This window comes from Actinospica acidithermotolerans, assembly GCF_018139625.1.
Lineage (GTDB): Bacteria > Actinomycetota > Actinomycetes > Streptomycetales > Catenulisporaceae > Actinospica > Actinospica acidithermotolerans.
The window spans coordinates 28,286-53,439 of sequence record NZ_JAGSOH010000033.1; the positions used below are offsets into that span (position 1 = coordinate 28,286).

At 71.2% G+C, this 25,154-nt stretch carries 17 protein-coding genes; 8 read left to right on the forward strand and 9 right to left on the reverse strand.

What is annotated here, in order from left to right; all coding sequences use genetic code 11:
* Positions 1-14 precede the first annotated feature (14 nt).
* From KDK95_RS13740 to mshB, 7 genes are all read right to left on the reverse strand, one after another.
* On the reverse strand, positions 15-635 hold the full coding sequence (locus KDK95_RS13740) for a response regulator transcription factor (protein ID WP_307844342.1): 621 nt from the start codon (positions 633-635) through the stop codon (positions 15-17).
* Positions 632-1,855, reverse strand: a complete 1,224-nt coding sequence (locus KDK95_RS13745) for a sensor histidine kinase (RefSeq protein WP_212518524.1) — start codon at positions 1,853-1,855, stop codon at positions 632-634. The genes KDK95_RS13740 and KDK95_RS13745 overlap by 4 nt, the downstream gene beginning before the upstream one ends.
* A gap of 10 nt (positions 1,856-1,865) precedes the next feature.
* A complete protein-coding gene (locus KDK95_RS13750; protein ID WP_212518525.1) occupies positions 1,866-2,597 on the reverse strand; it encodes an ABC transporter permease in 732 nt (243 codons plus the stop codon).
* Positions 2,594-3,550 (reverse strand): ABC transporter ATP-binding protein, encoded by a 957-nt coding sequence (locus KDK95_RS13755; RefSeq protein ID WP_212518526.1) that lies wholly within the window; start codon positions 3,548-3,550, stop codon positions 2,594-2,596. Before KDK95_RS13755 ends, KDK95_RS13750 begins: the two co-directional genes overlap by 4 nt.
* Before the next feature lie 147 nt (positions 3,551-3,697).
* Positions 3,698-7,015 (reverse strand): VanW family protein, encoded by a 3,318-nt coding sequence (locus KDK95_RS37410; RefSeq protein ID WP_212518527.1) that lies wholly within the window; start codon positions 7,013-7,015, stop codon positions 3,698-3,700.
* A 280-nt stretch (positions 7,016-7,295) separates the two neighbouring features.
* Positions 7,296-7,781, reverse strand: a complete 486-nt coding sequence (locus tag KDK95_RS13765; RefSeq protein ID WP_212518528.1) for a DUF6113 family protein — start codon at positions 7,779-7,781, stop codon at positions 7,296-7,298.
* A 17-nt stretch (positions 7,782-7,798) separates the two neighbouring features.
* Positions 7,799-8,695: an N-acetyl-1-D-myo-inositol-2-amino-2-deoxy-alpha-D-glucopyranoside deacetylase gene (gene mshB, locus KDK95_RS13770; protein WP_307844343.1), complete on the reverse strand. Its 897-nt coding sequence runs from the start codon at positions 8,693-8,695 to the stop codon at positions 7,799-7,801.
* 198 nt (positions 8,696-8,893) lie between these two features.
* Here mshB and KDK95_RS13775 point away from each other — a divergent pair, with 198 nt between their 5' ends.
* Positions 8,894-9,637 carry a bifunctional DNA primase/polymerase gene (locus tag KDK95_RS13775; RefSeq protein WP_212518529.1) on the forward strand — a complete coding sequence of 248 codons (744 nt, stop codon included), beginning with the start codon at positions 8,894-8,896 and terminating at the stop codon, positions 9,635-9,637.
* A 168-nt stretch (positions 9,638-9,805) separates the two neighbouring features.
* On the opposite strand, the gene KDK95_RS13780 is transcribed toward KDK95_RS13775, so the two are convergent.
* The gene (locus tag KDK95_RS13780) at positions 9,806-11,962 is read right to left on the reverse strand and encodes a S9 family peptidase (protein ID WP_212518530.1); all 2,157 of its coding nucleotides are present in this window, start codon (positions 11,960-11,962) and stop codon (positions 9,806-9,808) included.
* Positions 11,963-12,253: 291 nt separating this feature from the next.
* On the opposite strand from KDK95_RS13780, the gene KDK95_RS13785 reads away from it, so the two are divergent.
* Both KDK95_RS13785 and KDK95_RS13790 read left to right on the forward strand, forming a co-directional pair.
* Complete coding sequence (locus KDK95_RS13785; RefSeq protein WP_212518546.1) at positions 12,254-12,727, forward strand: RNA polymerase sigma factor; 474 nt, start codon at positions 12,254-12,256, stop codon at positions 12,725-12,727.
* Positions 12,724-13,638, forward strand: coding sequence for a DUF4232 domain-containing protein (locus KDK95_RS13790; protein WP_212518531.1), 915 nt, complete (start codon positions 12,724-12,726; stop codon positions 13,636-13,638). The genes KDK95_RS13785 and KDK95_RS13790 overlap by 4 nt, the downstream gene beginning before the upstream one ends.
* Before the next feature lie 82 nt (positions 13,639-13,720).
* Here KDK95_RS13790 and typA read toward each other — a convergent pair whose 3' ends face one another.
* On the reverse strand, positions 13,721-15,586 hold the full coding sequence (typA, locus tag KDK95_RS13795) for a translational GTPase TypA (RefSeq protein ID WP_212518532.1): 1,866 nt from the start codon (positions 15,584-15,586) through the stop codon (positions 13,721-13,723).
* Between the two features lie 223 nt (positions 15,587-15,809).
* On the opposite strand from typA, the gene KDK95_RS13800 reads away from it, so the two are divergent.
* The 5 genes from KDK95_RS13800 (at position 15,810) to KDK95_RS13820 (ending at position 25,050) form a co-directional block, all read left to right on the forward strand.
* Positions 15,810-16,961, forward strand: a complete 1,152-nt coding sequence (locus KDK95_RS13800; protein WP_212518533.1) for a hypothetical protein — start codon at positions 15,810-15,812, stop codon at positions 16,959-16,961.
* Positions 16,962-17,202: 241 nt separating this feature from the next.
* A complete protein-coding gene (sdhC, locus tag KDK95_RS13805) occupies positions 17,203-18,012 on the forward strand; it encodes a succinate dehydrogenase subunit SdhC (RefSeq protein ID WP_212518534.1) in 810 nt (269 codons plus the stop codon).
* Positions 18,013-18,025: 13 nt separating this feature from the next.
* The gene (locus tag KDK95_RS13810) at positions 18,026-19,924 is read left to right on the forward strand and encodes a fumarate reductase/succinate dehydrogenase flavoprotein subunit (protein ID WP_212518535.1); all 1,899 of its coding nucleotides are present in this window, start codon (positions 18,026-18,028) and stop codon (positions 19,922-19,924) included.
* Positions 19,921-20,676, forward strand: a complete 756-nt coding sequence (locus tag KDK95_RS13815) for a succinate dehydrogenase/fumarate reductase iron-sulfur subunit (RefSeq protein ID WP_212518536.1) — start codon at positions 19,921-19,923, stop codon at positions 20,674-20,676. The genes KDK95_RS13810 and KDK95_RS13815 overlap by 4 nt, the downstream gene beginning before the upstream one ends.
* A gap of 66 nt (positions 20,677-20,742) precedes the next feature.
* The gene (locus tag KDK95_RS13820) at positions 20,743-25,050 is read left to right on the forward strand and encodes a leucine-rich repeat domain-containing protein (RefSeq protein WP_212518537.1); all 4,308 of its coding nucleotides are present in this window, start codon (positions 20,743-20,745) and stop codon (positions 25,048-25,050) included.
* Positions 25,051-25,154: the final 104 nt, after the last annotated feature.

The window sequence follows — 25,154 nt, forward strand, 5'->3', positions numbered from 1 at the left end:
AGCCGAGAGCACGCCTACAGCCAGCCCTTCGCGCGGGCCAGGGTCAGCGCCTCGGTGCGGTTGCGGGTGCCGGTCTTCTGGATGCAGGCCGAGAGGTAGTTGCGCACGGTGCCCTCGGACAGGAACAGCTTCGCGGCGATCTCCGCGTTGGTGGCGCCGCCGGCGGAGGCGGCGAGCACATCGCGCTCCCGGCTCGTCAGGGGGTTGACGCCGTCGGCCAGGGCGGCGGCGGCCAGGTCCGGGTCGATCACCCGCTCGCCCGCGACCACCCGGCGGATCGCGTCGGCCAGCTGCGCGGCCGGGGCGTCCTTGACCAGGAAGGCGCTGGCGCCGGCCTCCATTGCGCGGCGCAGGAAGCCCGGTCTTCCGAACGTGGTGAGGATCACGATGCGCAGGCCGGGGTAGGCGGCGTGCGCCCGCTCGGCCGCGCAGATGCCGTCCATGCCGGGCATCTCGATGTCGAGCAGCGCCACGTCCACCTCGGTGCCCGCCGCCTTCGCCGCGGCGAGCGCGTCGAGCACCTCGTCCCCGCGGCCGACCGTCGCGACGACCTCGAGGTCCGGTTCGAGGTCCAGCAGCGTCGCCAGGGCCTCGCGGATCATCGCCTGGTCTTCGGCGAGCAGCAGTCTGGTCACGGACCGAGCCTAATCGGCACCGTCGCGGTGAGGCGGTATCCGCACGGACTCACCGGACAGGCGGTGAGCGCGGCGTCCGGGGAGATGGCGAGCAGCCGTTCGCGCAGGCCGGTGAGGCCGTTTCCGGCGGACGCGGTCGCGTCGGCGGGGGTGACGGGGCCGTCGTCGAGGACTTCCAGCGTCAGCGAGGGCTCGCCGTCCACGCGGGCGTCGATCAGCCGGACCCGGCAGGTGCGGGCGCCGGAGTGCCGGACCACGTTCGTGACGGCCTCGCGCAGGCACCAGGCGAGCGCCGACTCCGCGTCGGGGTCGGCGGTGCCGGACCGCGCGGCGATCGACGGGTCGATGTCGGGCTTGATGCCGGCGGCGCGCAGGGCCGTGCGGGCGGAGGACGCCTCCACGGCGAGCGTCGCGCGGCGGTAGCCGGAGACCGCCTCGCGGATGTCGGCCAACGCCTCGCGGGAGACGTGTTCGAGGTCGAGGATCTGCTGCTCGCTGCGGTCCACGTCCACCCGCAGCAGTTTGCGCGCGAGCTCCGCCTTGAGCGTGATCGTGGCCAGCGAGTGCCCGGCCAGGTCGTGCAGGTCGCGCGCCATCCGCAGCCGTTCCTCGCTGGCCGCCAGCCGCGCCACCTCCGCGCGCGCCTGCTGCAGCTGCCTGATCAGGTTCCGCATGCCGCGTACCGCGATGACGCCGAGGCAGGAGAAGAGGCACGGCAGCAGCAGGAGCAGCCATGAGCTGGTGGGAACGCCCAGGGCCGCGGACTCCACGGCCATCGCGATCGTCGCGGCGAGCCCGCCGAGCAGCGCCGGGGATGGCGGCTTGCGCAGCGGGAGCGCGCCGCCGCAGGCGCTCGCCACGTAGATCCACAGCACCACCCACTCCGGATCCACGGTCGGCGGGAGCACCGTCGCGACGGCAGCGAGCACTCCGATCAGCCCGAGCTTGCGCCGGTCGCCGTACTCGCCGGACGGCAGCACGGCGGCTTCCTGGCGGACGATCAGGTTCACCGCCACGTACGCGGCCGAGAAGACCGCGACGCACACGAGCGTGACGGCGACGGCCACGTCCGTGTGCGGGTGATCGCGGTGGTCGAACAGCCGGGAGAGCGGGTCGGCCAGGTAGATCAGCCAGATCGCGGCGAACACCCATCCCGCCCGATTCCTGCCGGGATCGAACGGGATGTCGCGAACGTTCTCACCGGTGTCGTGCTGAGTCATGGCGGTCCGGTCAGTCCTCGGCGCGCTTCTGGTACATGACCGCGGCCAAGATCGCGCAGCCGACGACCCACGCGGCCAGGATCGCCACGCCTCCCCAGCTGATCGGCTGGCCCGAGATCACCTGGGTGGCGATCTCGCGCACCCAGTAGGTGGGCAGCGCCTTGCCGATCGTCTCCAGCGTGCCGGAGACCGCGAAGAACTGGCCGCCGAGGAAGGAGCCGGCGACGTAGATGATCAGCGTGGCCGGCTGCACCGCGTCCTGCGGCACGCCGTAGCCGATCGCGATGCCGAGCGCGGTGAAGGCCAGCGAGCCGAGCCAGATCACCAGGAAGGCGGAGACCCACTCCTCGCCGCTCAGCTTCACGCCCTGCGTGGTGCCGAGCAGGAAGGTGACGACGATCGCCGGGATCACCACGAGCAGCGAGGCGGCGATCTTGCTGACCACGTAGCCGTAGCTGGGCAGCGCCGTCAGCCGCAGCTGCCGGATCCAGCCCTCCTTGCGCTCCTGCGAGATGCGCATCGCGTTGTTGTTCAACGACGCGGCGATCACGCCGAAGGAGGCGTAGGCCACCAGGAAGTAGTCCACGTACGGGATGTCCGTGCCCGGCACGTTCTTCCCCTTGACGCTGCTCGCGCTGAGCAGGAAGAGCATCGCCGGGTACAGGATGGTGAAGAACATCACCCGCCGGTTGCGCAGCGACCTGACGATCTCCAGCCGGCCGAGTGCCATCACGCCGCTCATCGGGCGTCCTCCGTTTCGGTCGTCTCGACGGCGTCCCCGTTGTCCCGCTCGGTGATCGCCACGAAGGCCTGCTCCAGGCCGAGCGCGCTGATCTCGATCTCCATCGGGCGCAGACCCTGGTCGAGCAGGGCGTAGAAGGTCTTGTCCGAATCCGAGGTCTGGATCTGGACGTGGTCGTGCAGCACGTCGAGCGAGACCACGTGCGGCAGGTTCAGCAGCTGCTCGCGGGTGACGCCGGGCAGCCGGAAGGCGATCCTCTGGAAGCCGGCCATCGCCTTGATGTCGGAGACCGAGCCGTTGGCCAGCAGCCGCCCCTTGTTGATGACGACCACCTGGTCGGCGATCTGGTCCGCCTCCTCCAGGTAGTGCGTGGCGAACAGCACGGTCTTGCCGCGCTCCGCCTCGTCCTTCATGGAGTTCCAGAAGATGTGCCGGTTCTCCACGTCCATGCCGGTGGTCGGCTCGTCCAGCACGATCAGGTCGCTGTCCCCGGCGATCGCGATGGCGAAGCGGACCCGCTGGGTCTGCCCGCCGGACAGCTTCCCGGCGCGCCGGTCGGCCAGGTCGGCGATGTTCGCGCGCAGCAGCACCTCGTCCACCCTCAGCGGCTTCGGGTGCAGCTTCGTCATCAGCGTGAGCAGCTCACGCACCGTCACGTCGGCGGGCAGCCCGCCGGACTGCAGCATCGCGCCGACGTGCCCGGCCGTCATGGCCTGCCGCGGCGGCTTGCCGAAGACCTCCACCCGGCCGCTGGACGCGTGCTTGAGCCCCAGCAGGATCTCCATGGAGGTCGACTTGCCCGCCCCGTTCGGGCCGAGGAAGGCGATCGCGCGGCCCTGCGGCAGCTGCAGGCTCAGCTCGCGCACCGCCTGCACCGGGCCGTAATGCTTGGAGACCTGCTCGAAGGAGACCGCGGGTACCTCCGGGTCTCCGACGAGCCTCTCGTTGCTCATCCTTGTCTCATCCCCAGTCACTCGACGTGCGTCCCCCCGTGAGCCCGTACCCCGGGCCGGGAACGCTACGACAAGCTAACCGGGAACCGGCTGCTCCGCATCAGTGTGCGTAGTCGTGACACCGGCATGACAAGTGTCATGCCGCTTCTAATGGAGCAGTCCTCCGAGTACGCCGCTGCTGCTGGTCGGGGCCGCGGACGAGCTGTTCGGCGCCGGGGTGGTGCCGCCGCCGCCGGAACCGCCGCCACCGCCGCTCGAGCGGGAGGTGGACGCCGTCGTGGAGCCCGCCGAGCCGTTCTTGCCGGACGAGCCGGCGCCGACGGCCGGGCTCTGCGTCGAGGTGGCGCCGCAGGTGGTCCCCTCGAAGGGCTGGTAGCTGACGTGGAACTGCTCGGTGCCGACCTGCGCTCCGCCGCGGGTGAGCACCCGGGTCACGACGACCTGGAAGCCGTTCGAGGCGGGCTCGGCCGGGCAGCCGTAGTGCGGGCTCGCGCTCGGGCTCACGACGCTCTGCTGGCCGGAGACCGAGACGCTGACCTGGTCGTACGAGGACTGGCCGAGCAGTGCGACGGTCAGTGAGCCGTTCGCGTAGCTCGCGTAGACGTACACCGGGTGGCTGCCGCTGTTCGTCCACTGCAGGTCGGTGCCCGGGTAGACGACCGCGGCGTCGAGGCCGACCGGGTAGCGGCTGAAGTAGGCGGCGTTGGGGTGATGCACGGTGTCGCCCATGCCGGAGTGGAAGGCGGCGTCGAACACGGCGGTGGCGACCATGTCGTCGGCGCCGGATTCGTCCACGCCGTCGGTCGACGAGGTGCCCGCCGGCTCGGTGTAGCCGTTCGCCTTGGTCGGCGCGCCGACCGTCTTGTTGAAGGACCACACCTCGCCGGGCTGCACGATCGTGCCCATGATCAGCGACGTGGCGTGCGTCGTGTCGACGTCCCGGTCGGTCGCGGCGGGAATCGCGATCGTGGCGCTGCCGAGGACCGCCTGCACGCCGAGGGCCTGCGCCTGCGCCGTGGTGAAGGACGGAGGCAGCGGACCTTGCTGCAGGGTCACCGAGCGCGGGGAGGCGCTGGTCAGCACGCCCGCGACGGCCGAGGCGAGGGCCTGCGGCGAGTACCCGACGCCGTCCTTCTCTGCGATCAACTGCGGTTGGCCGCTGATCACGGTGAACGAGGCGTTCGTGCCCTGCCGCTCGGTGGCGAGCGCGGCCGGGTTGAGGTCGGCGCGCAGCATGGTGCCGTCGAGGATCGGGACCATCGTGCCGCTCTGGTTCGGCTCGATGGTGAGCGCGTTGCCGATCTGAGTCGGCGTCAGCGTCGTGCTGACGCTGCCGGTGACGATCGTGATCGGCGCGCTCACGGCCGGACGCGCGATCTGCTCGAGTGCGCTCTGCAGTCCGTCGGCCGTGGCCCTGGGGGTCTGCGCGTTGACGGGCAGCTCGATCGGGGTGATCCGCAGGTAGCCGGATTTCACCGCGTTGACGGCCGCCGCGACGTCGAAACCGCGGCCCTCCTTCGGATCCGTGACGACCGGCTGGCCGTTGGTGAAGGTGATCTCGCCCTCGACGAGCGGACTGTCGTAAGTCGCCGCGAGCTTGTCCAGCGCGGCGGTGAGCGCGGACTGGTCCACGGCGATCACCGGGTCGACGGCGTGGTGCACGCCGAACAGCGCCGGGATGACGGAGAACGGATCGGTGTGCTCGGCCTCGGCGGCCGCGACGGTCTGCACGACGTCCAGGGACAGCCCCGACTTCGCCGGGTCGATGGTGACGGGCGTCTGGCCGACCATCAGCTGGACCGGCCGGGTGGAGATCGGGCCGAGCTGCGTGGCGATGGCGTTGCGCGCGGCGTCCTGGCTCATGCCGCCGATGTTCACGCCGTCCACGCTCACGCCTGCCGGGATCTTCCCGTCCAGCACGCCTCCGGCGACCAGCAGCGCGATGCCGTAGAGCATCGCGAAGCCGGCGACGACGAGCCCGACGAGGGTCAGCGTCTTGCCGCGCTTGCCCTGCCCGGTCTTCGCCTGCCCGGCCGAGTGGGCCTTAGTGTGCTGGGACTTCGGGCGCGGCGTCTTGGACTGAGGAGTCTGCGGCTGAGGAGTCGTGGGCTGCGGCTTGGCCTGCGCGGGCTTCGGCTGCGCGGGCCTCGGCTGCGCCCCGGGCTGCGCGGGTTTCGCCGCGGCGCTGTCACCGCCCTGATACGGCGCCTGCCGGGCGGCGCGGCGTGCGCCGGAGCGGCCGTGGGCCGGATCGACCGGGTCGGCGGACGCGACCGCGGGCAGCACGGTGGTCGGGGTGATGGCGGGCAGCACGGTCGTCGGCGCGGACGCGGAGCGGTCCGGCACGGCGGGGGCCGGCGCGGCGTAGCCCGGCGTCGGCAGCTCGGCGGTGATCCGCGCGATCTGCTCGGTCGGCGCGTCCGGCGGGACGGCGCCGAAGGCCGACGGGATCCAGCCCTGGTCGATCTCGTCCGGGTCCAGGAACGAGGATTCGCCGCTGGAGTCGTGGAAGATGCCGCCGAGGTAGCGCAGCGCGAGCGCGTGCCGCTGCGGATCGGCGATGCCGCGCTGGTGGCCGAAGGGGTCGGCCGGCTCCGGCACGCCGCCGAACGGGGCGCGCGCGGTCGGCACGCCGTACGGGCCGCCGAACACCTCGGCCGGAACCGGGCGCGGGAACGGCATCGGGGGCGCCGCCGGGATCGGCGGGAAGGCCTGCTCGGCCAGCTCCTCGGCCCGGAAGCCGGACTCGGGGTCGGCCGGCAGCGCGTAGGTGCCCGAGACGTCGGCGTCGTAGCCCCCGTACGCGTCGTCGTCCTCGGCGCCGTAGGCCGCGGCGTATCCGGACTCGAGGTCAGGGGCCGCGCTCGCGGCGGCCGGGCGCGGCGGCAGGCCGAGCTCCGCCGGGTCGACGGTCTCGAGGTCGACGCCGAAGATCTCCTCGATGGTGTCCCGGAACGCGTCGCCGATCTGCGCGGCGTTGGCCTGCGCGGCCTGGTCCGGCGGCAGCGTCGTGGTGAGCAGGCCGGAGCCCGGGCGCACCGACGGCGGCAGCGGGATGACCATGGTGGCCAGCGTCATCGCGGCCAGCTGCGAAGGCAGCGTGCTCGGCGAGGCGGGGGACGCGGCGACCCGCGCGAAGGCCTCGACGGCCGGCTCGTCCGCGGCGTGCGTGTCCTCCCACGAGTGCTGCGGGCGCAGCGCGGTGGACGGCGTCGGCGGCTGCGTCGGCAGCATGATCCGGATCCGCGCGGTGGCCTCGGCCTCGGGCACGACGCGGATCGGTCCTGAGTCCGGCTGCTCGCCCGCGTCGCCGGCCGGCCTGCCGCCATTGGAATCAGGGCCCTGCTGAGGCGGCCGCTGCCCGTGCCGCGGCCCCCCGTCGCCGCTCCGCCCCGGCTGCTGCGGCAGCGGGGGGAACTCGAGCAGGTCGGTGGGCTCGCTGGGGTCTGGGAATGCGTCGGTCACTACGCCGGTCCGGCCTTCCGCTCCGCTGACGGACAGTATTTCGCCGATCACCATACTGTGACCGGCGAACGCCCCGTGGCGCTTTCCCCCACTACAGCGGGTAGTCCCGTGCGTACGCAGGGAGCTTGCGGATGAATTCACCCTGACGGGTGAGGCCCTTGATGTCCGGATCAGGGCCTGGCATGCGGATTCGAGCCAGGCACCCAGGGCGACCGCGAGTAAGAGCCTTGCCGCGGTCGGCGGATAGCCGGGATAGCCCGGCCGGGCCGGGGGGACGGCGTCAGCCGCGGGCCCTGGCGAGCTTCGCGTCCAGCGAGGCGATCCACGCGCGGTAGAGGAAGAACGTGGCCAGGGCCATGCCGACGATCAGGAACGCCATCGAGATCCAGTCGTTGGCGAGGATGACGTCGCCCTTGTTGGCGAAGCTGAAGGGCGGCCCGATGTAGGACAGCCAGATCACGGCGATCACCCAGCCCGCCGCCGCGAAGGCGACGCCGGGCAGGCGCGCGGGGACCTCGCGGCGGGTGGGCACGACGGGGAGCAGCTCGCCCAGGCCGAGCAGCAGGCCGACGAGGCCGCCGAGGCTCAGCAGCAGGCCGTTCGGCCAGGAGATCGTGCCGGTGGTGAACTCGGCGCGGTGGTAGAAGGCGCCGACGGTGCCCACCGCGAGGCCCGCGGCGAGGAGCAGCACCGAGAGCGCGATCCGGGTGGCGCGGCCGGCCGCGGTGGGCGCGGCGGCGGGCTTGGTGTCGGGCGGCGTGGTCACGGCAGACATTCTCCCGGTTATCCCGCCAGCCCGGCGAACAGGTCCGTGCGCACGGGCGCGCCCGGGTCCGGCAGGTCGCCGCGCGCCTGGCGGTAGTACTCGGTGCCGAGAACGGCCATGCCGACGTTGTCGGACAGCGCGTAGAAGGGCTCGTCGACGGTGATCTGGGTGGCGTGCGCGCGCATCGCCGCCGCCTTGGCCTGGGCGAACTCCTCCGCGGCGACGGCAGCGGAGACCAGCGAGTCGTCCTCGACGACCACGGCGACGTCCTGCACGGAGGCCGGCACGGAGAACTCGGTGCCGTCCCCGGCTGCGCGCAGCGAGTCGAGCGCGGCGGCCATCACCGAGCGGGGCATCAGGTTGAAGTACACGCGGTCCACGGCGTGCTCGGTGCCCTCGACGAGGTCCACCGCGCGCAGCGCGACCCGGTGCGCCTGGATGTGGTCGGGGTGGCCGTAGCCGCCGATCTCGTTGTAGGTGACCACGATCCGCGGCCTGACCTCCCGGATGACGTCCGCGAGCCGTCCGGCCGCCTCGTCCACGTCGGCGCGCCAGAAGGACTCGGGCAGCTCGTTGCCCTCGGTGCCCATCATCCCGGAGTCGCGGTACTCGCCCGGCTCGCCGAGGAAGCGGTGGTCGTCGACGCCGAGTTCCTTCATCGCCGCCGCGAGCTCCGCCTCCCGGTGCTCGCCGAGCCGGCCCTCGCGGTCGGCGGCCAGGTGCGCGAAGCGCGGCGGGATGATCTCGCCGAGTTCGCCGCGGGTGCAGGTGACGAGGGTGATGCGCGTGCCCTGCGCGGCGTACTTCGCCATCGTGGCGCCGTTGTTGATGGATTCGTCGTCCGGATGCGCGTGGACGAACAGGATGCCCCCGGTCCGCGCGGTGACGGGGTCCGCTGCCGTGTCGCTGGTCACCTGGTCAGGTTAACCCGTACCCGGGTGACCGGACCTGTCCGCTAGAAGTCCGGTCGCCAGGCCTCGCAGAACCGTGTCCGGATCGTTTCACTCTGTAGTGACACGCGGAACCTCCGCCACCACCCACGCAGCGACTCGGGCCGCGGCGGCGGACGGCCCGCGGGACGATCGAGTTCGGGGAGAGGACACATACCGGTGATGACAGACACCCAGCGAGGCGCGAACGGCCGCATCGTGCGCTCGACGGGCGGATGGGGACGGACGGACGGCCACCACGCCGCGGAAGTCCCCGGGCCCGCGGCGCAGGCGGCCATCGGCTACGCGGAGCGGCTCGGCTGGCCCCTGGCCCCCGGCTACGCGGTGGACGGTGAGATCTGCGACTGCGGCGCGAAGCAGTGCCCGGATTACGGCGCGCACCCGGTGCCCGGGGCCTGGCGGCTCGCCTCCTGCGCGACGCCCACGCTGGTGCGCGTCGTGTGGCGGATGTGCACGGAGGCGCCGGTCCTGGCGGTGCTCGGCCGCCCGGTCCCCGGCGCCTGCCGCCTCGGCGCGGTGCGGGCCCCGGCGCTGGTCGGCGTCGCGGCGCTGGAGCAGCTCTCCAAGCGCTCGGCGATGGAGGGTCCGGCGGTGGACGGGCACGGCAGGATCACGTTCCTGGTCGACCTCGGCATCGGTCCGGAGGCGCTGGAGGAGGCCGAGGCGGACTTCGCCCGCTGGCAGCGGGCCGGGCTCGACCTGAGCGTGCTGGGCGGTCCCGAGCGGCTCGACTACGTGCCGCTGCCCACGCCCGGGCACACCGGCCGGGCCGGCGTGGTCTGGGCGACGCCGCCGGCGGCCGGCCGCGCGCTGCCGCCGCTGGCCGCGGTGGTCGAGGTCATCGACCGCGCGGTCCGCTCGACGTATCCGGGGCTGTGGCGGACCGTGCACGCCAAGACCGCCTGAGGACTCACCGGAAGGGCCCGGGCGTCCGTCCTCGCCCGGGCCCGCCCGCGGCGCGCTGTCGCCGGAGCGCGGCGGGCGACGCCGTTCGTCCCGGCCGGGTCGGAGCCCGAGTCCGCCCGGCCGGGACGCAACGGCCGCCATGCGCCGACCGTCACACCGCGGCCCGGATCACCGGCCGAGCGCGTCCTGCAGGAACTGCATCTGCAGTTTCAGCAGGTTCTCCGCGACGACCTCCTGCGGCGTCATGTGCGTGACGCCGGACAGCGGCAGCACCTGGTGCGCCCGGCCGGCGGCGAGCAGCGCCGAAGACAGCCGCAGGGTGTGCGCCATCACGACGTTGTCGTCGGCGAGGCCGTGGATCAGCAGCATCGGCCGGTGCGGTTCGGCCCACTGCCACGCGCCCTCGCCGGCCTCGGGGAAGAGCGAGTTGGCCCGGTAGACCTCCGGCTGCTCGTCCGGGTGGCCGAGGTAGAGCTCGGTGTACGCGGTGTCGTAGAGCCGCCAGTCGGTGACCGGGGCGCCGACCACGGCCGCGTGGAAGACGTCCGGCCGCTTGAGCACGGCGAGCGCCGCGAGGTAGCCGCCGTAGGACCAGCCGCGGATGGCCACCCGGTCCAGGTCGAGGTCCGGATACCGGGCGGCCGCGGCGTGCAGCGCGTCGATCTGGTCGTCGAGGGTGGCCCCGGCGAAGTCGTCGCGGATCGAGCGCTCCCACGCCGGCCCGCGGCCCGGCGTGCCGCGGCCGTCGACCACCAGCACCGCGAAGCCCTGGTCGGCCAGCCACTGCGAGGTCAGGTAGACGTTCTGGGCGCCGAGCACGCGCTGGGCGCCCGGGCCGCCGTACGGGTCGAGCAGCACCGGGAGCTTGCTGCCCGGCTTGTGGCTGGCCGGGAACAGCAGCGCGCCGCGCAGCTCCCGCTCGCCGAGCACCAGCTCGATCGGCCGGGCGGTGAGCACCGGCCGCTCGGCCACCGACTCGATCACCGCCAGCTTCTGCGGCTGCTCGCCGGAGACGTCGGCCACCGCGCTCCTGCCGTGCGGCTCCTCCAGCGTCGCCGTGGTGATCACCGCGAGGCTGCCGCCGATCGCGGCCGAGCTGACCCCGGAGAAGCCGTTGAGCCGCTTCATCGCGCCGTCCGCCCAGGCCACGCGCAGCACGTGCACCCGCGTCGGATCGTCCATCGAGGCGGTGACGAAGCCGTACTCGGGCCCGGCGGACAGCAGCGAGCGCACCTGCACGCCCTCCGGCGTCACCGCCTGCTCGTCCAGCAGCAGCCGGTGCGACTCGCCGCGCGGCGCGATCCGGACCAGCCGGGCCGCGCCCTCGGGGCCGCTCGGGGGTGCCCAGACCGGCGCGCCCGGGAAGAACTCGACCCAGACCGGGTCGTGCTCCTCGGCGGCGACCGAGGTCGAGCCGTCCGCCCCGACCGCGAGCACCAGGCCGGTGCGCTGGTCCCGGTTCAGCACCGCGACCAGCGCCGGGCCGTGCTCGTTCCAGCTGACGGCCGCCACGTACTCGAAGCCCTCGCGGTCCCACTCGACCTTGCGCCGCTCGCCGCCGAGCCCGATGAGGTAGAGGTCGACGATGGCGTTGGCGACGCCCGCGGCCGGGTAGCGCACCGCGCGCGGCGGCCGGGTCGGGTTGGCCGGGTCGGAGATGTACTGGACCGGCACCGGCGATTCGTCCACCCGGGCGACGAGCAGCGAGCCGCCGTCCGGCGCCCACCAGTGGCCGCGGAAGCGGTGGAACTCCTCGGCCCCGATGAAGTCGGCGGCGCCGTACGCCACGTTCTCCGGCTCCGGACCGTCCGGCTCGGCCAGCGCGCGGTCCCCGGTTCCGTCCGCGCCGATCACCCGCAGCGAGCCGCCGGACAGGTAGGCCACCGCTCGGCCGTCCGGGTCGATCCGCGGGTCCACCACCGGGCCCTGCGCGGGCAGTTCGCGCACGCCGCCCTTGGCGAGGTCGGCCGCGAACAGCCGGCCGGAGAGCGCGAAGACCGCGACGGTCACCGCCGCGTCCGCCGAGTAGTCCACGATGCCGGCCGCGCCCTGCCGGGAGCGCTCGCGCCGGGCCTGCTCGGCCTCGGTCAGCTGCTCCGCTCCGCCGCCGCTGAGCAGTTCCACCGGGTCGGCTATCAGGGTCAGCGCGCCGGTGCCCGGGTCCGCCGTCCACAGGCACGTCGCCGAGTCCGCACCCGTCTTGGTGCGCAGCAGGGCGATCCGGCTTCCGTCCGGCGCCGGGGTGAAGGCGCGTGGTGCGCCCAGGGTGAAGCGCTGGGTGCGCGCGTGCTGCCTGGGGAAGGTGATCTGCTCTGCGTCCGTCATGCGCCCATTCTCACCTGCCGCTGCGACTTCGCGCCGACGGGGGCGGCACCGGAGAGGTCACGCATGGCTCACCGCGCTGTTGCGAATTCGTGACAACCGATACGCGAACCGGACGTCTTAGACATCGTGAAGTGCGGGAGTGGGCACCGGCCGGGAGATCAGGGCAGACTACCTCCTGCGCCCCGGACGGGGGGCGCGGGGTAAGTGAGCACTGTCTTGTGTGGGGTGGGTGTGGAAGAGACCAGCGGAAGCTGGCCCGTGCTTGCCGACGAACTGACGCCGGGCAGCAAGATGCGGCTGTCCGACGACGCGGTGGCCGCGGAGCTGTTCGCGGCGCACTACGGTCGGCTGGCCGGCTGGTGCCGTCGCCTGCTGGACGACGACGGCACGGCCAGCGAGATAGCCATGGAGGCCTTCACCCGCCTGCTCGGGCGGCTGCGCAAGGTGGACGACCCGGTCGGCTACCTGTACGTGATCGCGGCCAACCTGGTGCGCGACCACTGGCGCAAGACCAAGCGCGAGCGCGACGGCATGCGCGTGCTGCAGAACGAGCGGCAGTCCGACCACGAGTCGGGCGACCCCGAACTGCGCCGCCTGGTGGAGCAGCTGCCGGAGCGGCTGCGCGTGTCGGTGCTGCTCTACTACTACGCAGGCTTCCCGATCGGAGACATCGCGCGGTTGACCAACCGGCCGACGGGAACCGTCAAGAGCGACCTGTTCCAAGCGAGGGCAGTGTTGCGCAAGGCATTGGAGGGAACGCGATGACGTCCCCTTTCGACCCCGAAGAGACGCACGACGGGAACGAGAACACCGAGCACCACCTGTTCGACGACCCCAACTCGATGACCTGGGGCGCGGCCGATCCGGACTTCGACGCGATGTTCCGCGAGCGGCTCGGCCCGATGCCGGCGATGCCCACGCCGCCGTACGCGTTCGAGCGCGTGCTGGTGGCCGGCCGCCGGCGCCGGGCCCGCAAGGTCTGGGCCGGGGCCGCGGCCGCCGCGTTCGTCGTGATGGCGGGCACCGCCGGCACGACCGTCGCGCTCAGCGGGCACACCGGCCCGGGCGGTCCGGTGATCGGCGAGGCGAACTCGTCGACCGCGAGCTCCTCGCCGTCGGCCTCGGCCACCGCGCTGTCCCCGTCGGCCAAGCCGACGCCGAGCCCCTCGGCCACGGCGACGCAGACCGGCGCGACCACGGCCGCGGCGGCCGGAACGGCGAGCCCGTCCGCCAGTTCGATGCCCGAGTGCGCCAGCGACAGCTTCACGCTGACGGTGAGCACGGCCGCGGGCAGCTCGGGCAGCACCGCCGACTCGATCCTGATCGTGCTGACGAACACCTCCGGCCACTCGTGCACCACGTACGGGTACCCGGGCCTGCAGCTCGAGACGGACTCCGGCCAGCTGCAGAGCACGACGGTGACCCGGGTCAACAGGTCCTCGGTGGCGAAGCTGGTCGTCCCGGCGAACGGCTCGGTCTCGACCACGGCCACGTTCACCGCGCCGGCCGCCGGCTCGACCTCGGGCGCCGGCTGCGGGATGCCCTCGTACTCGCTCGCCGTGATCCCGCCCAACCAGAAGCAGCAGATCGTTCAGACGATCACCGGCGGCCCGATCACGGTCTGCGGCAACGGCGTGCTGGACACCGACCCGCTGGTCTCGGGTTCGAGCGGCTGACCCCGGCGCCGCCCGTTCGGAACGGAAAGCGGCCCCCGATCGGTTCTCACCGATCGGGGGCCGCCGCGTTACGCGCGAGGCGTCAGTTGCCGTGCTTGGCGCGCGCCGCGGAACGGCCGCGGGTGGCGGCGTCCAGCACGACCTTGCGGATGCGCACGTTCGCCGGCGTGATCTCCACGCACTCGTCCTCGCGGCAGAACTCCAGCGCCTGCTCCAGCGAGAGCTTGCGCGGCGGGATCAGCGTCTCGGTGACGTCGGCCGTGGAGGAGCGCATGTTCGTGAGCTTCTTCTCCTTGGTGATGTTGACGTCCATGTCGTCCGAGCGCGAGTTCTCGCCGACGATCATGCCCTCGTACACCTCGGTGCCGGGTTCGACGAACAGGGTGCCGCGCTCCTGCAGGTTCGTCATGGCGAACGCGGTGACCGCGCCGGCCCGGTCGGCCACGAGCGAGCCGGAGGCGCGGGTGCGCAGCTCGCCGAACCACGGCTCGTAGTCCTCGAAGTTGGTGTTCGCGATGCCGGTGCCGCGGGTGTCGGTGAGGAACTCGGTGCGGAAGCCGATCAGGCCGCGCGAGGGGACCAGGAACTCCATCCGGATCCAGCCGGTGCCGTGGTTCGACATCGACTCCATCCGGCCCTTGCGGACCGCGAGCAGCTGGGTGATGACGCCCAGGTACTCCTCCGGGCAGTCCACGGTCAGCCGCTCGACCGGCTCGTGCACCTTGCCGTCGATCTCCTTCTTGACGACCTGCGGCTTGCCGACGGTCAGCTCGTAGCCCTCGCGGCGCATCTGCTCGACCAGGATGGCCAGCGCCAGCTCGCCGCGGCCCTGCACCTCCCAGGCGTCCGGCCGGTCGGTGGGCAGCACCTTGATGGAGACGTTGCCGACGATCTCCTTCTCGAGCCGGTCCTTGACCATGCGCGCGGTGACCTTCGAGCCCTTCTCCCGGCCGACCAGCGGCGAGGTGTTGGTGCCGATCGTCATCGAGATCGCCGGGTCGTCGACGTGGATCAGCGGCAGCGGGCGCGGGTCCTCCGGGTCGGCCAGGGTCTCGCCGATCATGATGTCCGGGATGCCGGCGATGGCGCAGATGTCGCCGGGGCCGGCCTGCTCGGCGGGCTTGCGCTCGAGCGCCTCGGTCATCAGCAGCTCGGTGATCTTGACCCGCTCGGTGGAGCCGTCGCGCTTGATCCAGGCGACCTGCTGGCCCTTGCGGATGGTGCCCTGCATGATCCGGCACAGCGCGATGCGGCCGAGGAAGTTCGAGGCGTCCAGGTTGGTCACGTGCGCCTGCAGCGGGGCGCCCTCGGCGTAGGTCGGCGCCGGGATGGTGTTCAGGATCGTGTCGAACAGCGGGAGCAGGTCGGGGCTGTCCGGGGCGGCGCCGTTCTCCGGCTTGTCCAGCGAGGCCTTGCCGTCGCGGCCGGAGGCGTAGACGATCGGGAAGTCGATCTGGTCCTCGGTCGCGTCGAGGTCCATGAACAGCTCGTAGGTCTCGTCGATGACCTCGGCGATCCGCGCGTCCGGACGGTCGGTCTTGTTGATGACGAGGATGACCGGCATCTTCGCGGTCAGGGCCTTGCGCAGCACGAAGCGGGTCTGCGGCAGCGGCCCCTCGGAGGCGTCCACCAGCAGCACGACGCCGTCGACCATGGACAGGCCGCGCTCGACCTCGCCGCCGAAGTCGGCGTGGCCCGGGGTGTCGATGATGTTGATGACCGTGTCGGTCTCGTCCTTGGGGCTGCGGAAGTGCACGGCCGTGTTCTTGGCCAGGATCGTGATGCCCTTCTCCCGCTCCAGGTCGTTGGAGTCCATCACGCGCTCGTCCACGTGCTGGTTCTCGCGGAACGCGCCGGACTGCTTGAGCATCGCGTCGACGAGCGTGGTCTTGCCGTGGTCGACGTGCGCCACGATGGCCACGTTGCGGATGTCGTTACGCGTAGGCATGCCGGTAGCGTCGCTTTCGGGTAGGGAGAAGCGGTAGAGGGGTGCCGCTCGTTCGGGGCTCCATTGCCCCCTGCGCTGCTGAGACACAGCGCGGGCACCATGTCCATGGTACGGGCAAATTCGGGGACACGCCGACCGTGCACTCTTCCTCGGGGTACCCGCGCCCCATAACATAAGGCCGCCTCCGCGGGTCCGAGGCGCGAACAAGCGGGGAAGGCGGCGCATGTCGGCGGGTTCTGGCTGGATACCGGAGACCTACCTCGGCCTCGTGCTCGGGTTCGCGATACTGCTGCTCGACCCGCTCCTCGAACTCCTGCTCGCCCGCGGCCTCGGCGCCCGGGTGACGAACGTCGAGTGGGGCTTCGGGCCGGTGCTGCGGCGCACGCCCGGCCGCGAGCACGTCACCGAGATCCGGATGCTCCCGATCCGCTTCCAGGCGAGATACCTGCCGCGCCGGGAGCACTACGCGCGGGACAAGCGCCTGCTGATCAGCTCGGGCCTGGTCTCGCCGCTGCTGCTCGGCGCGCTCGTCGCCGTGTTCGTGCCGGGCTGGACGACGGTCGCGACGCTGGCGTTCGTGTTCGTCTGCGTCCTGATCCGCGCACTCGCGAAGGAGAAGTACACGCGCCGCCGCGTCATCATGCGCGTCGTGCGCAGGACGACGCCGTCGCTCGACGCGGAGCTGTCCGAGCCGCGGTTCCCGGTCTTCGCGCACACCTACCACGCGGTTTTCTACGGCGACTGGGCCACGGCCGCCGCGCTGCTGCCGGCCGTGCACGCGAACCGATGGCCGCTGGACGGGTCCAAGCTCATCGTCGAGGCACTGCACGTGGCGCGCGGCGAGTACGAAGAGGCCGTCTCCGTCGCGATGGACTTCGACCCGAGCAAGCACATGCTGGCCGATCTGGAGACGACGCACCTGGCCCTGCTCATGGCCGAGGCGAGGCCGGAGACCACGGAGCAGGCCGTGATGCTCGCGGGCGCCTTTCTGCGCCGGCAGACGCACGTCGCCAGCAGCGAGGGCTTCGCGGCGATGCTCGCGCTCTACCGGCTGGAGACCGGGAACCTGCCGAATGCCCGCGGCTGCATGGAGCGCTTCCTGGCGAGCGTGAGCACGCCCCTGGAGATCGCCGACGCGCTGTGCACCCGCGCCCGCATCGAGGCCGCCGCCGGCAGCGTGGACCGCGCGGCGCGGACGCTGCGGGAGGCGCACACCTTCGCCCCCTGGTACGCCCGGGTCGCTATCGTCCGCGAGCGCCTTGGCATCGAGGCCGTCGAGGGCCTCGGCGCGGCCGGCCCGCTAGACGCGGCTCAGACCATTGATCCGGCCTCGCGCGACCCGCACCGCGATCCGTGGGCCGCGCCGCGTCGTTGACTTTAGCGACCGAGGGAGGGGGGCCGGCCCGCGAGCCCGGCAGCCATCCCTCGGCCGCTCCTACGCTGCCGAGCGCCGTTTTTTCAAGATCCCCTCAGCCGTTTCGGCATGTGATGTTGGTCACCCGCCACTACTCGGAGTGATGATCCCGTTTGGATCTGAAGATCACTCCACTAGAGTGCAGTGCGCCGACGACACATAGCCGCCCGGCTCCTTCACAGCTGCAGGAGCTTCCAAAAGCATGAGCACCGGTACCGTATCTACACCACCGCCCGCGCGGTCGAGGGCGGAGATCGAGCAGCCCACGCTGCGCACCGACCGCTACTGGGTCGCGCCGCTGCTGACGTTCGTGGTCTTCCTCGCGTTCATCGCGTACGCCACGTTCCGCGCGTTCCAGAACGAGTACTACTACGCCCCGCCGTACATCTCCCCGTTCTACTCGCCGTGCATCTCCACCAACTGCGTGCCGATGCCCGGCGCGGGCGAAGTGCACTTCATCGGATCCTGGTGGGGCCTCTCGCCCGCGCTGCTGATCCTGATCTTCCCGCTGGGCTTCCGGATGACCTGCTACTACTACCGGAAGGCCTACTACCGCGCGTTCTGGCAGTCCCCGCCGGCCTGCGCCGTGGCCGAGCCGCACGGCAAGTACACCGGAGAGACCCGGTTCCCGCTGCTGCTGCAGAACTCGCACCGGTACTGGTTCGCCGCGGCGGCCGTCTTCAACGTCATCCTCACCTGGGACGCGATCCTCGGCTTCCGCAACGCCCAGGGCGAGTGGGGCCACATGGGCCTCGGCACCCTGGTGCTGCTGGCGAACGCGACGCTGCTGTGGCTCTACACGGCGTCGTGCCACTCCTGCCGGCACATCATGGGCGGGCGGCTCAAGCACTTCTCCAAGCACCCGGTGCGCTACCGGGCCTGGACGGTCGTCTCGAAGCTCAACACCCGGCACATGCAGCTCGCCTGGGCCTCGCTGTTCGGCGTGGCGCTGACCGACCTGTACGTCTGGCTGGTCGCCTCGGGCGTGTTCTCCGACCCGAAGTTCTTCTAGGAGGGCCGGGACTATGGCCACTGAGATTCTGACCTACGAGTACGACGTCGTCGTGATCGGCGCCGGCGGGGCGGGGCTGCGCGCCGCGATCGAGGCCCGGGCGCACGGCAAGTCCGTCGCCATCGTCTGCAAGTCGCTGTTCGGCAAGGCGCACACGGTCATGGCCGAGGGCGGCGCCGCGGCGGCGATGGGCAACGTCAACGCGCACGACAACTGGATGGTGCACTTCCGCGACACCATGCGCGGCGGGAAGTTCCTGAACAACCCGCGGATGGCCGAGCTGCACGCCAAGGAGGCCCCGGACCGCGTCTGGGAGCTCGAGGAGTGGGGCGCGCTGTTCGACCGCACCAAGGACGGCAAGATCTCGCAGCGCAACTTCGGCGGGCACGAGTACCCGCGCCTGGCGCACGTGGGCGACCGGACCGGCCTGGAGCTGATCAGGACCCTGCAGCAGGCGGTCGTCTCCTTCCAGCAGAAGGACTTCAAGGAGCACGGCGACTACGAGGCCCGGGTGAAGGTCTTCCAGGAGCACACGGTCACCCGGCTGCTCAAGGACGGCGACCGGATCGCCGGAGCCTTCGGCTACCGCCGCGAGGACGGGAGGTTCGTGCTCTTCAAGGCGCCGGCCGTGGTGCTGGCGACCGGGGGCGTCGGCAAGACCTTCAAGGTCACCTCGAACTCCTGGGAGTACACCGGCGACGGCCACGCGCTGGCCCTGCTGGCCGGCGCGACGCTGATCAACATGGAGTGCATCCAGTTCCACCCGACCGGGATGGTCTGGCCGCCCTCGATCAAGGGCGCCCTGGTGACGGAGTCGGTGCGCGGCGACGGCGGGGTGCTGCGCAACTCCGAGGGCAAGCGCTTCATGTTCGACTACGTCCCCGACGTCTTCCGCAAGCAGTACGCGGAGACCGAGGAGGAGGCCGACCGCTGGTACGAGGACCCGGACAACAACCGGCGGCCGCCGGAACTGCTGCCCCGCGACGAGGTCGCGCGCTCGATCAACTCCGAGGTCAAGGCCGGGCGCGGCACCCCGCACGGCGGCGTCTTCCTGGACGTCTCCACGCGCCTTCCGGCGGAGCAGATCCTCAAGCGGCTGCCGTCGATGTACCACCAGTTCAAGGAGCTGGCGGACGTGGACATCACGGCCGAGCCGATGGAGGTCGGCCCGACCTGCCACTACGTGATGGGCGGCGTCGAGGTCGATCCGGACACCGCGGCGTCCACCGTGCCCGGCCTGTTCGCGGCCGGCGAGGTCGCGGGCGGCATGCACGGTTCGAACCGCCTCGGCGGCAACTCGCTGTCCGACCTGCTGGTCTTCGGCCGGCGCGCGGGCCTGGGCGCGGCCGAGTACATCGACGGGCTCGCGGCCGGCGGCCGTCCGGCGGTCTCCGACGCGGACGTCGAGGCGGCCCGCGTCGAGGCGCTCGCCCCGCTGGAGCACGACGGCGGCGAGAACCCGTACACCGTGCACGCGGAGCTGCAGCAGACGATGAACGACCTGGTCGGCATCATCCGGCGGGAGGCCGAGGTCGCGGCCGCGGTCGAGAAGCTCGCCGAGTTCCGCGAGCGCCGGGAGAAGATCTCCGCCCCCGGCACCCGCACCTTCAACCCGGGCTGGCACCTCGCCCTGGACCTGCGCAACATGCTGCTGGTCGCGGACTGCGTGGCCAAGGCCGCGCTGGAGCGCCAGGAGTCGCGCGGCGGCCACACCCGCGAGGACTACCCGGCGATGTCCGCCGAGTGGCGCAAGATCAACCTCGTCTGCTCGCTGGACGAGCAGGGGCTGGCGCAGCTCGAGCGCAAGCCGGTCCCGACGATCCGCAAGGACCTCCTCGAGCTGTTCGAGCTGTCCGAGCTGAAGAAGTACATGACGGACGAGGAGCTCGAGGGGCTGGAGGACGCCAAGTGAGCTACAAGGCCAAGTTCAAGGTCTGGCGCGGCGACGCGGGCAAGGGCGAGCTGGCGGACTACGACGTCGAGGTCAACGAGGGCGAGGTCGTCCTCGACATCATCCACCGGCTGCAGGCCACCCAGGCGCCCGACATGGCGGTGCGCTGGAACTGCAAGGCGGGCAAGTGCGGCTCCTGTTCCGCCGAGATCAACGGCAGGCCGAGTCTGATGTGCATGACCCGGATGTCCACCTTCACCGAGGAGGAGACGGTCACCGTCACCCCGCTGCGCACCTTCCCGGTGATCAGGGACCTGGTGACGGACGTGTCGTTCAACTACACCAAGGCCCGCGAGGTCATGGCGTTCGAGCCGCCGGAGGGCCTCAAGCCCGGCGAGTACCGGATGCAGCAGGTGGACGTCGAGCGCTCGCAGGAGTTCCGCAAGTGCATCGAGTGCTTCCTGTGCCAGAACACCTGCCACGCCGTGCGCGACCACGAGGACAACAAGGAGCACTTCGCCGGCCCCCGGTACCTCATGCGCGTGGCGGAGCTCGACATGCACCCGCTGGACAGCCGGGAGCGGCGCAACGACGCGCAGGAGGAGCACGGCCTCGGCTTCTGCAACATCACCAAGTGCTGCACCGAGGTCTGCCCCGAGCACATCAAGATCACCGACAACGCGCTGATCCCGATGAAGGAGCGCGTCGTCGACCGGAAGTACGACCCGCTGGTGTGGCTGGGCAGCAAGATCGCCCGCCGAAGCGGTAAGTAAGAATCCGCATTCCTGAGTGGCCCGCCGGGTGACCGGTGGGCCACTATGTTTTCGGGGAGGCGTGCGATGTCCTGGGGCGAGCAAGAGGCGCAGCGGCGGATAGCCCGCGCGGCGCAGCGCGGCGAGAAGTCGCTGTGGCTGAAGGATCTGGGGCTCACCGAGCTGCCGGAGACCATCCTGCAGATCAAGGATCTGCGGGCTCTGCACGCGCAGGGCAACCGCATCGAGCGGCTGCCGCGCTGGCTGCTCAGCGGGCAGAGCCTGCTGGAGGTGCTCGACCTCACCGGCAACTCGCTGGCCGGGATCCCGGACTGGATCGGCGGCTTCCGGCAGCTGCGCCGACTGCGGCTGTACGGCAACGACTTCAGCGAGCTTCCCGAGTCGATGACCGCGCTGCGCAGGCTCCTCGTCCTCGACATCGGCATGACGGAACTGCCGGCGGTTCCGGACTGGATCACGCAGCTGACGGAGCTGAGATGGCTCGGCATCGGCGATCTGCTGCTGTCCGAACTCCCGCCCTCGCTGGCGTCGCTACCCCATCTGGCGACGCTCGACGCGTCCGAGAACCGCCTTGCCGACCTCCCCGCGTGGCTCGCCGAACTCCACCGCCTCGACCATCTGTACCTGAGCGGCAACCGCTTCGAGCAGCTGCCCGAGGTCATCGCGCGCATGCCGCAGCTCGCCGTCCTCGACGTCCACGACTGCAAGCTCCACGACCTGCCGAGCTGGCTCCCGCAGCTGAGCGGGCTGCGGTACCTGCGCGCCTCGCTGAACCTGCTGCGCGAGGTCGACGAATCCATCGGCGACCTGGCGAATCTCCGCAGGCTGCGCATCGACAACAACGAGCTCGGCAGCCTGCCGGAGTCGATGAGGAAGCTGTCCAGGCTGACGGAGCTGGGCGTATCCGGCAACGACCACCTGCGGGAGCTTCCCGACTGGATCGGCGATCTGGGCCGGCTGAAGCGGCTGCACCTGCAGCGCTGCTACCTGCACGAGTTCCCGGCCTGGCTGCGCGGCCTGCGCCGCCTGGTCGAGCTGAATCTGGACGGCAATCCGATCAGCGAGATCCCCGAGTGGATCGGCGAGCTGAGCGGCCTGCGCAGCCTCTCGCTGACCAACGCCAAGCTCGCCGACCTGCCGGTGCGGTTGACCGAGCTCACGCAGCTCAACGCGCTGTACCTGGATGCCAACGGGCTTCGCGAGCTACCCGGGTGGCTCGGCGACCTTCGCACTCTGACGGCGCTCGACGTGGGCGTGTGCGCGCTCACCGGTCTGCCGGACGAACTGGCGTCGCTGATCCACCTCACCCGGCTCAGCCTCTACAGCAACTCGATCGCCGAGCTGCCCGAATGGGTCGGAGCGCTCCCCCGGCTCGAAACGCTCTACCTCGACAACAACCAGTTGGCGGCGCTGCCGCGAACGCTGCGCGGGCGAACGACGCTCAAGCGGATCACGCTGCACCACAACCCGATGGTTGAGCTTCCCGACTGGCTCGGTGAGCACGACCAGCTGACCGAGCTGGGCCTGGGTGCCGAGTCGCTGCTTCAGTTCCCCGCATGGCTCGGTGCGCTCACCGGCCTGAGAGTGCTCTACCTGCATTCGGGCTCGGCGTCTGAGTCGTGGTCGTGGCTCGGGAACCTGCGCCGCCTCAGGACCCTCTATGCCACGAACTGCCTCATCTCCTCGCTACCGCCGGAGGTCGGCCGGTTGCGCCGTCTCCGATGGCTGATGCTGCGAGACAACGAACTCGGCGCCCTACCGGACTGGATCAACGACTTGCCGTGGCTGACGCAGCTGGACGCCGACGACAACCTGCTGACCGCGCTGCCACGTTCGCTGAGCGGCCTCAAGCGCCTCGGCTATCTCAGCTTCAACAACAACAGTGTGGTGGAACTGCAGGCATCTATCGGGCAGCTGGACTCGCTGACCTCGCTCTCCGCCTCCAACAACGCCATCGCGTGGGTGGACCCGCTGCTGACGCTGCCGTCCCAGCTCACCCAGATCTTCCTGGACCGCAACGACATTGAAGCGGTACCCGAGAGCGTGAGCGGGCTCACTCACCTGCGCATCCTGCACATCAACAACAACGAACTCCGGTCGGTGCCCGACTGGCTGCTCGACCTGCCGCGCCTGTCCTTCATCGAGGTAGGCGGCAATCCGCTGGTCACGCCGCCGCGCGAGATCGCCGCGAGCGGCACGAACGCGATCCTCACCTTCATCCGAGATCGCCGGAAGGGCACGGCGGAGCAGTGGATCTCCAAGCTGCTCGTCGTCGGCGAGGGCGGCGTGGGCAAGACCTCGCTGATCAAGAATCTGATTCACGAGCCCTTCGACCCGGCCGAGTCGACCACGCACGGCATCCGGATCTTCGACTACCGCGTCGCCCATCCGGAGCGGCCGGACGTGGAGATGCAGCTGCGCACCTGGGATTTCGGCGGCCAGGAGATCTACCACGCCACCCACCAGTTCTTCCTAACCGACCGGTCGCTGTTCCTGCTGCTGTGGAACAGCCGGTTCGGCTGGGAGCAGGGGCGGCTGCGGTACTGGCTCGACATCATCGCCGCGCGCGCTCCGGAGGCGCCGATCCTGCTCGTCGCCACGCACTCGGCGTCCAACGAGCGCCCGGTGGACCTGCCGGTGGAGGATCTGCGCCGGGAGTACCCGCAGATCGCGGCGAGCACGGCGATCGACAACAAGACCGAGGACGGCCTCGCCGCGCTGCGCGGGCTGATCGCGGACTGCGCGGCGACGCTGCCGCTGATGGGCCAGCGGTGGCCGACGAGCTGGCTGGCGGCGACGCAGGCGGTGGACGCGCTGCCGGCGAAGTACGTCACGCCGCTCCAGCTCTGGCAGGCGATGGCCGCCGCCGGGCTGCGGGTGCCGCAGTTCCAGCGGTATATCGCGGAGACGCTGCACCTGATCGGCTCGATCCTCTTCCACATGGACGACCCGGAGCTCGGTGAGACCGTCATCCTGCGGCCCGAATGGGTGAACTCGTATATCAGCCGCGTACTGGACAGCAGCGAGGTGGAGCGGCGGCACGGCCTGCTGAACCGATCGCACCTGGACGAGCTCTGGAGCGACCTCGACCACGGCATGCGCGACCACTTCCTGCGGATGATGGCCGAGTACGACCTGTCGTACCGGACCGAGAGCGAGAACGGCAGCGACGTCGCCCTGGTCGTCGAGCGGCTGCCGTGGAACGCTCCGGCCGGATACGAGGAGCGCTGGAACCTGGTGCCGCCGGGCGGCGTGCGCGGGCACGAGATCCGGATGATCTACCAGCTCAACACGACGCCGCCGGGCATCCCGACCTGGTTCATCGCACGCTCGCACCGCTTCACCACGGACACGCACTGGCGCTCCGGCGCGCTGCTCGCCCATCCGGACGGGCGGCATCGGGCCCTGATACGCGTCGACCGGCACCGGAACGAGGTGGAGCTCACCGTGCGCGGACCGTCGCCCGCGACGTTCTTCGCCGTGCTGAACGAGGGGCTGAACTTCACCCTGGACCGGTATCCCGGCCTCAGCATCAAGCGCATGGTCCCGTGCAACTGCGCGACCGGATGCACGGAGCTGTACGAATACGAGGACCTGCAGCGGCGGCTGGAGCGCACGCCGCCGCGGACCGAGATCGAATGCCGGAAGTCCGGCGCGGACGTCTACGTGCCGCGGCTGCTGCTCGGCATCCCGCCCTCGGACCGGGACGAGATCCGCAGCACGCTGGACCGGCTGGCCCGGGGCAGCGTCGAGATCGGCGAGCGGCTCAACGAGCTCGCCAGCGACCAGCAGCGGATGTTCCTGCGGCTGCAGCAGCAGATCCAGAGCGGCCTCGACACGAAGTGCCCGAGCGTGTTCGCCGTGACGCCGGTGCGGCGCAGCCGGATCCGCGGGGCGAAGTACGAGTTCTCGCTCTACTGCGAGGAGCCGGGCTCCTGGCACCCGCTGCCCGAGAGCGCGGGCGGCGTCTACCAGGTCGCGCAGTCACCCCCCTGGCTGCGCAAGATGACGCCCTACCTGCGCGAGCTGGTCGTCATCCTCAAGCACGCCGCCCCGCTCGCCGGTCCGCTGCTCGGCGCCACGGCAGAGCACCTCACCGAGCACATGAAGTCGGACCTCGAGCTGATGGCCCAGCTCGTCGACCAGCTCCCCGACGTGGACCTGCGCGGCGAGAACCCCGCGATGGACCAGCGGCAGCCGGACGGCCCGAGTTCGCGCGCGACGAACGAGGCCGGCTTCCGGCTGCTGCAGAACTGGCTGACCGAGATCGATCCCGCCCAGCGCTGGGGCGGCCTGACCCGGGTGACCACCCCGGAGGGCCTGGCCCTCTACCTGTGCGCCGACCACGCGGCCCCGTACCGCAGGCGGAGATAGGCCACCCGCCCGCGCCGCCGGGCGACCTGAGGTCCTCCGACGTCGAGGACACCGCGCTCCTCGGCTGCGGCCTGACCGAGACGGCGACCGCCGACCCGGGCGAC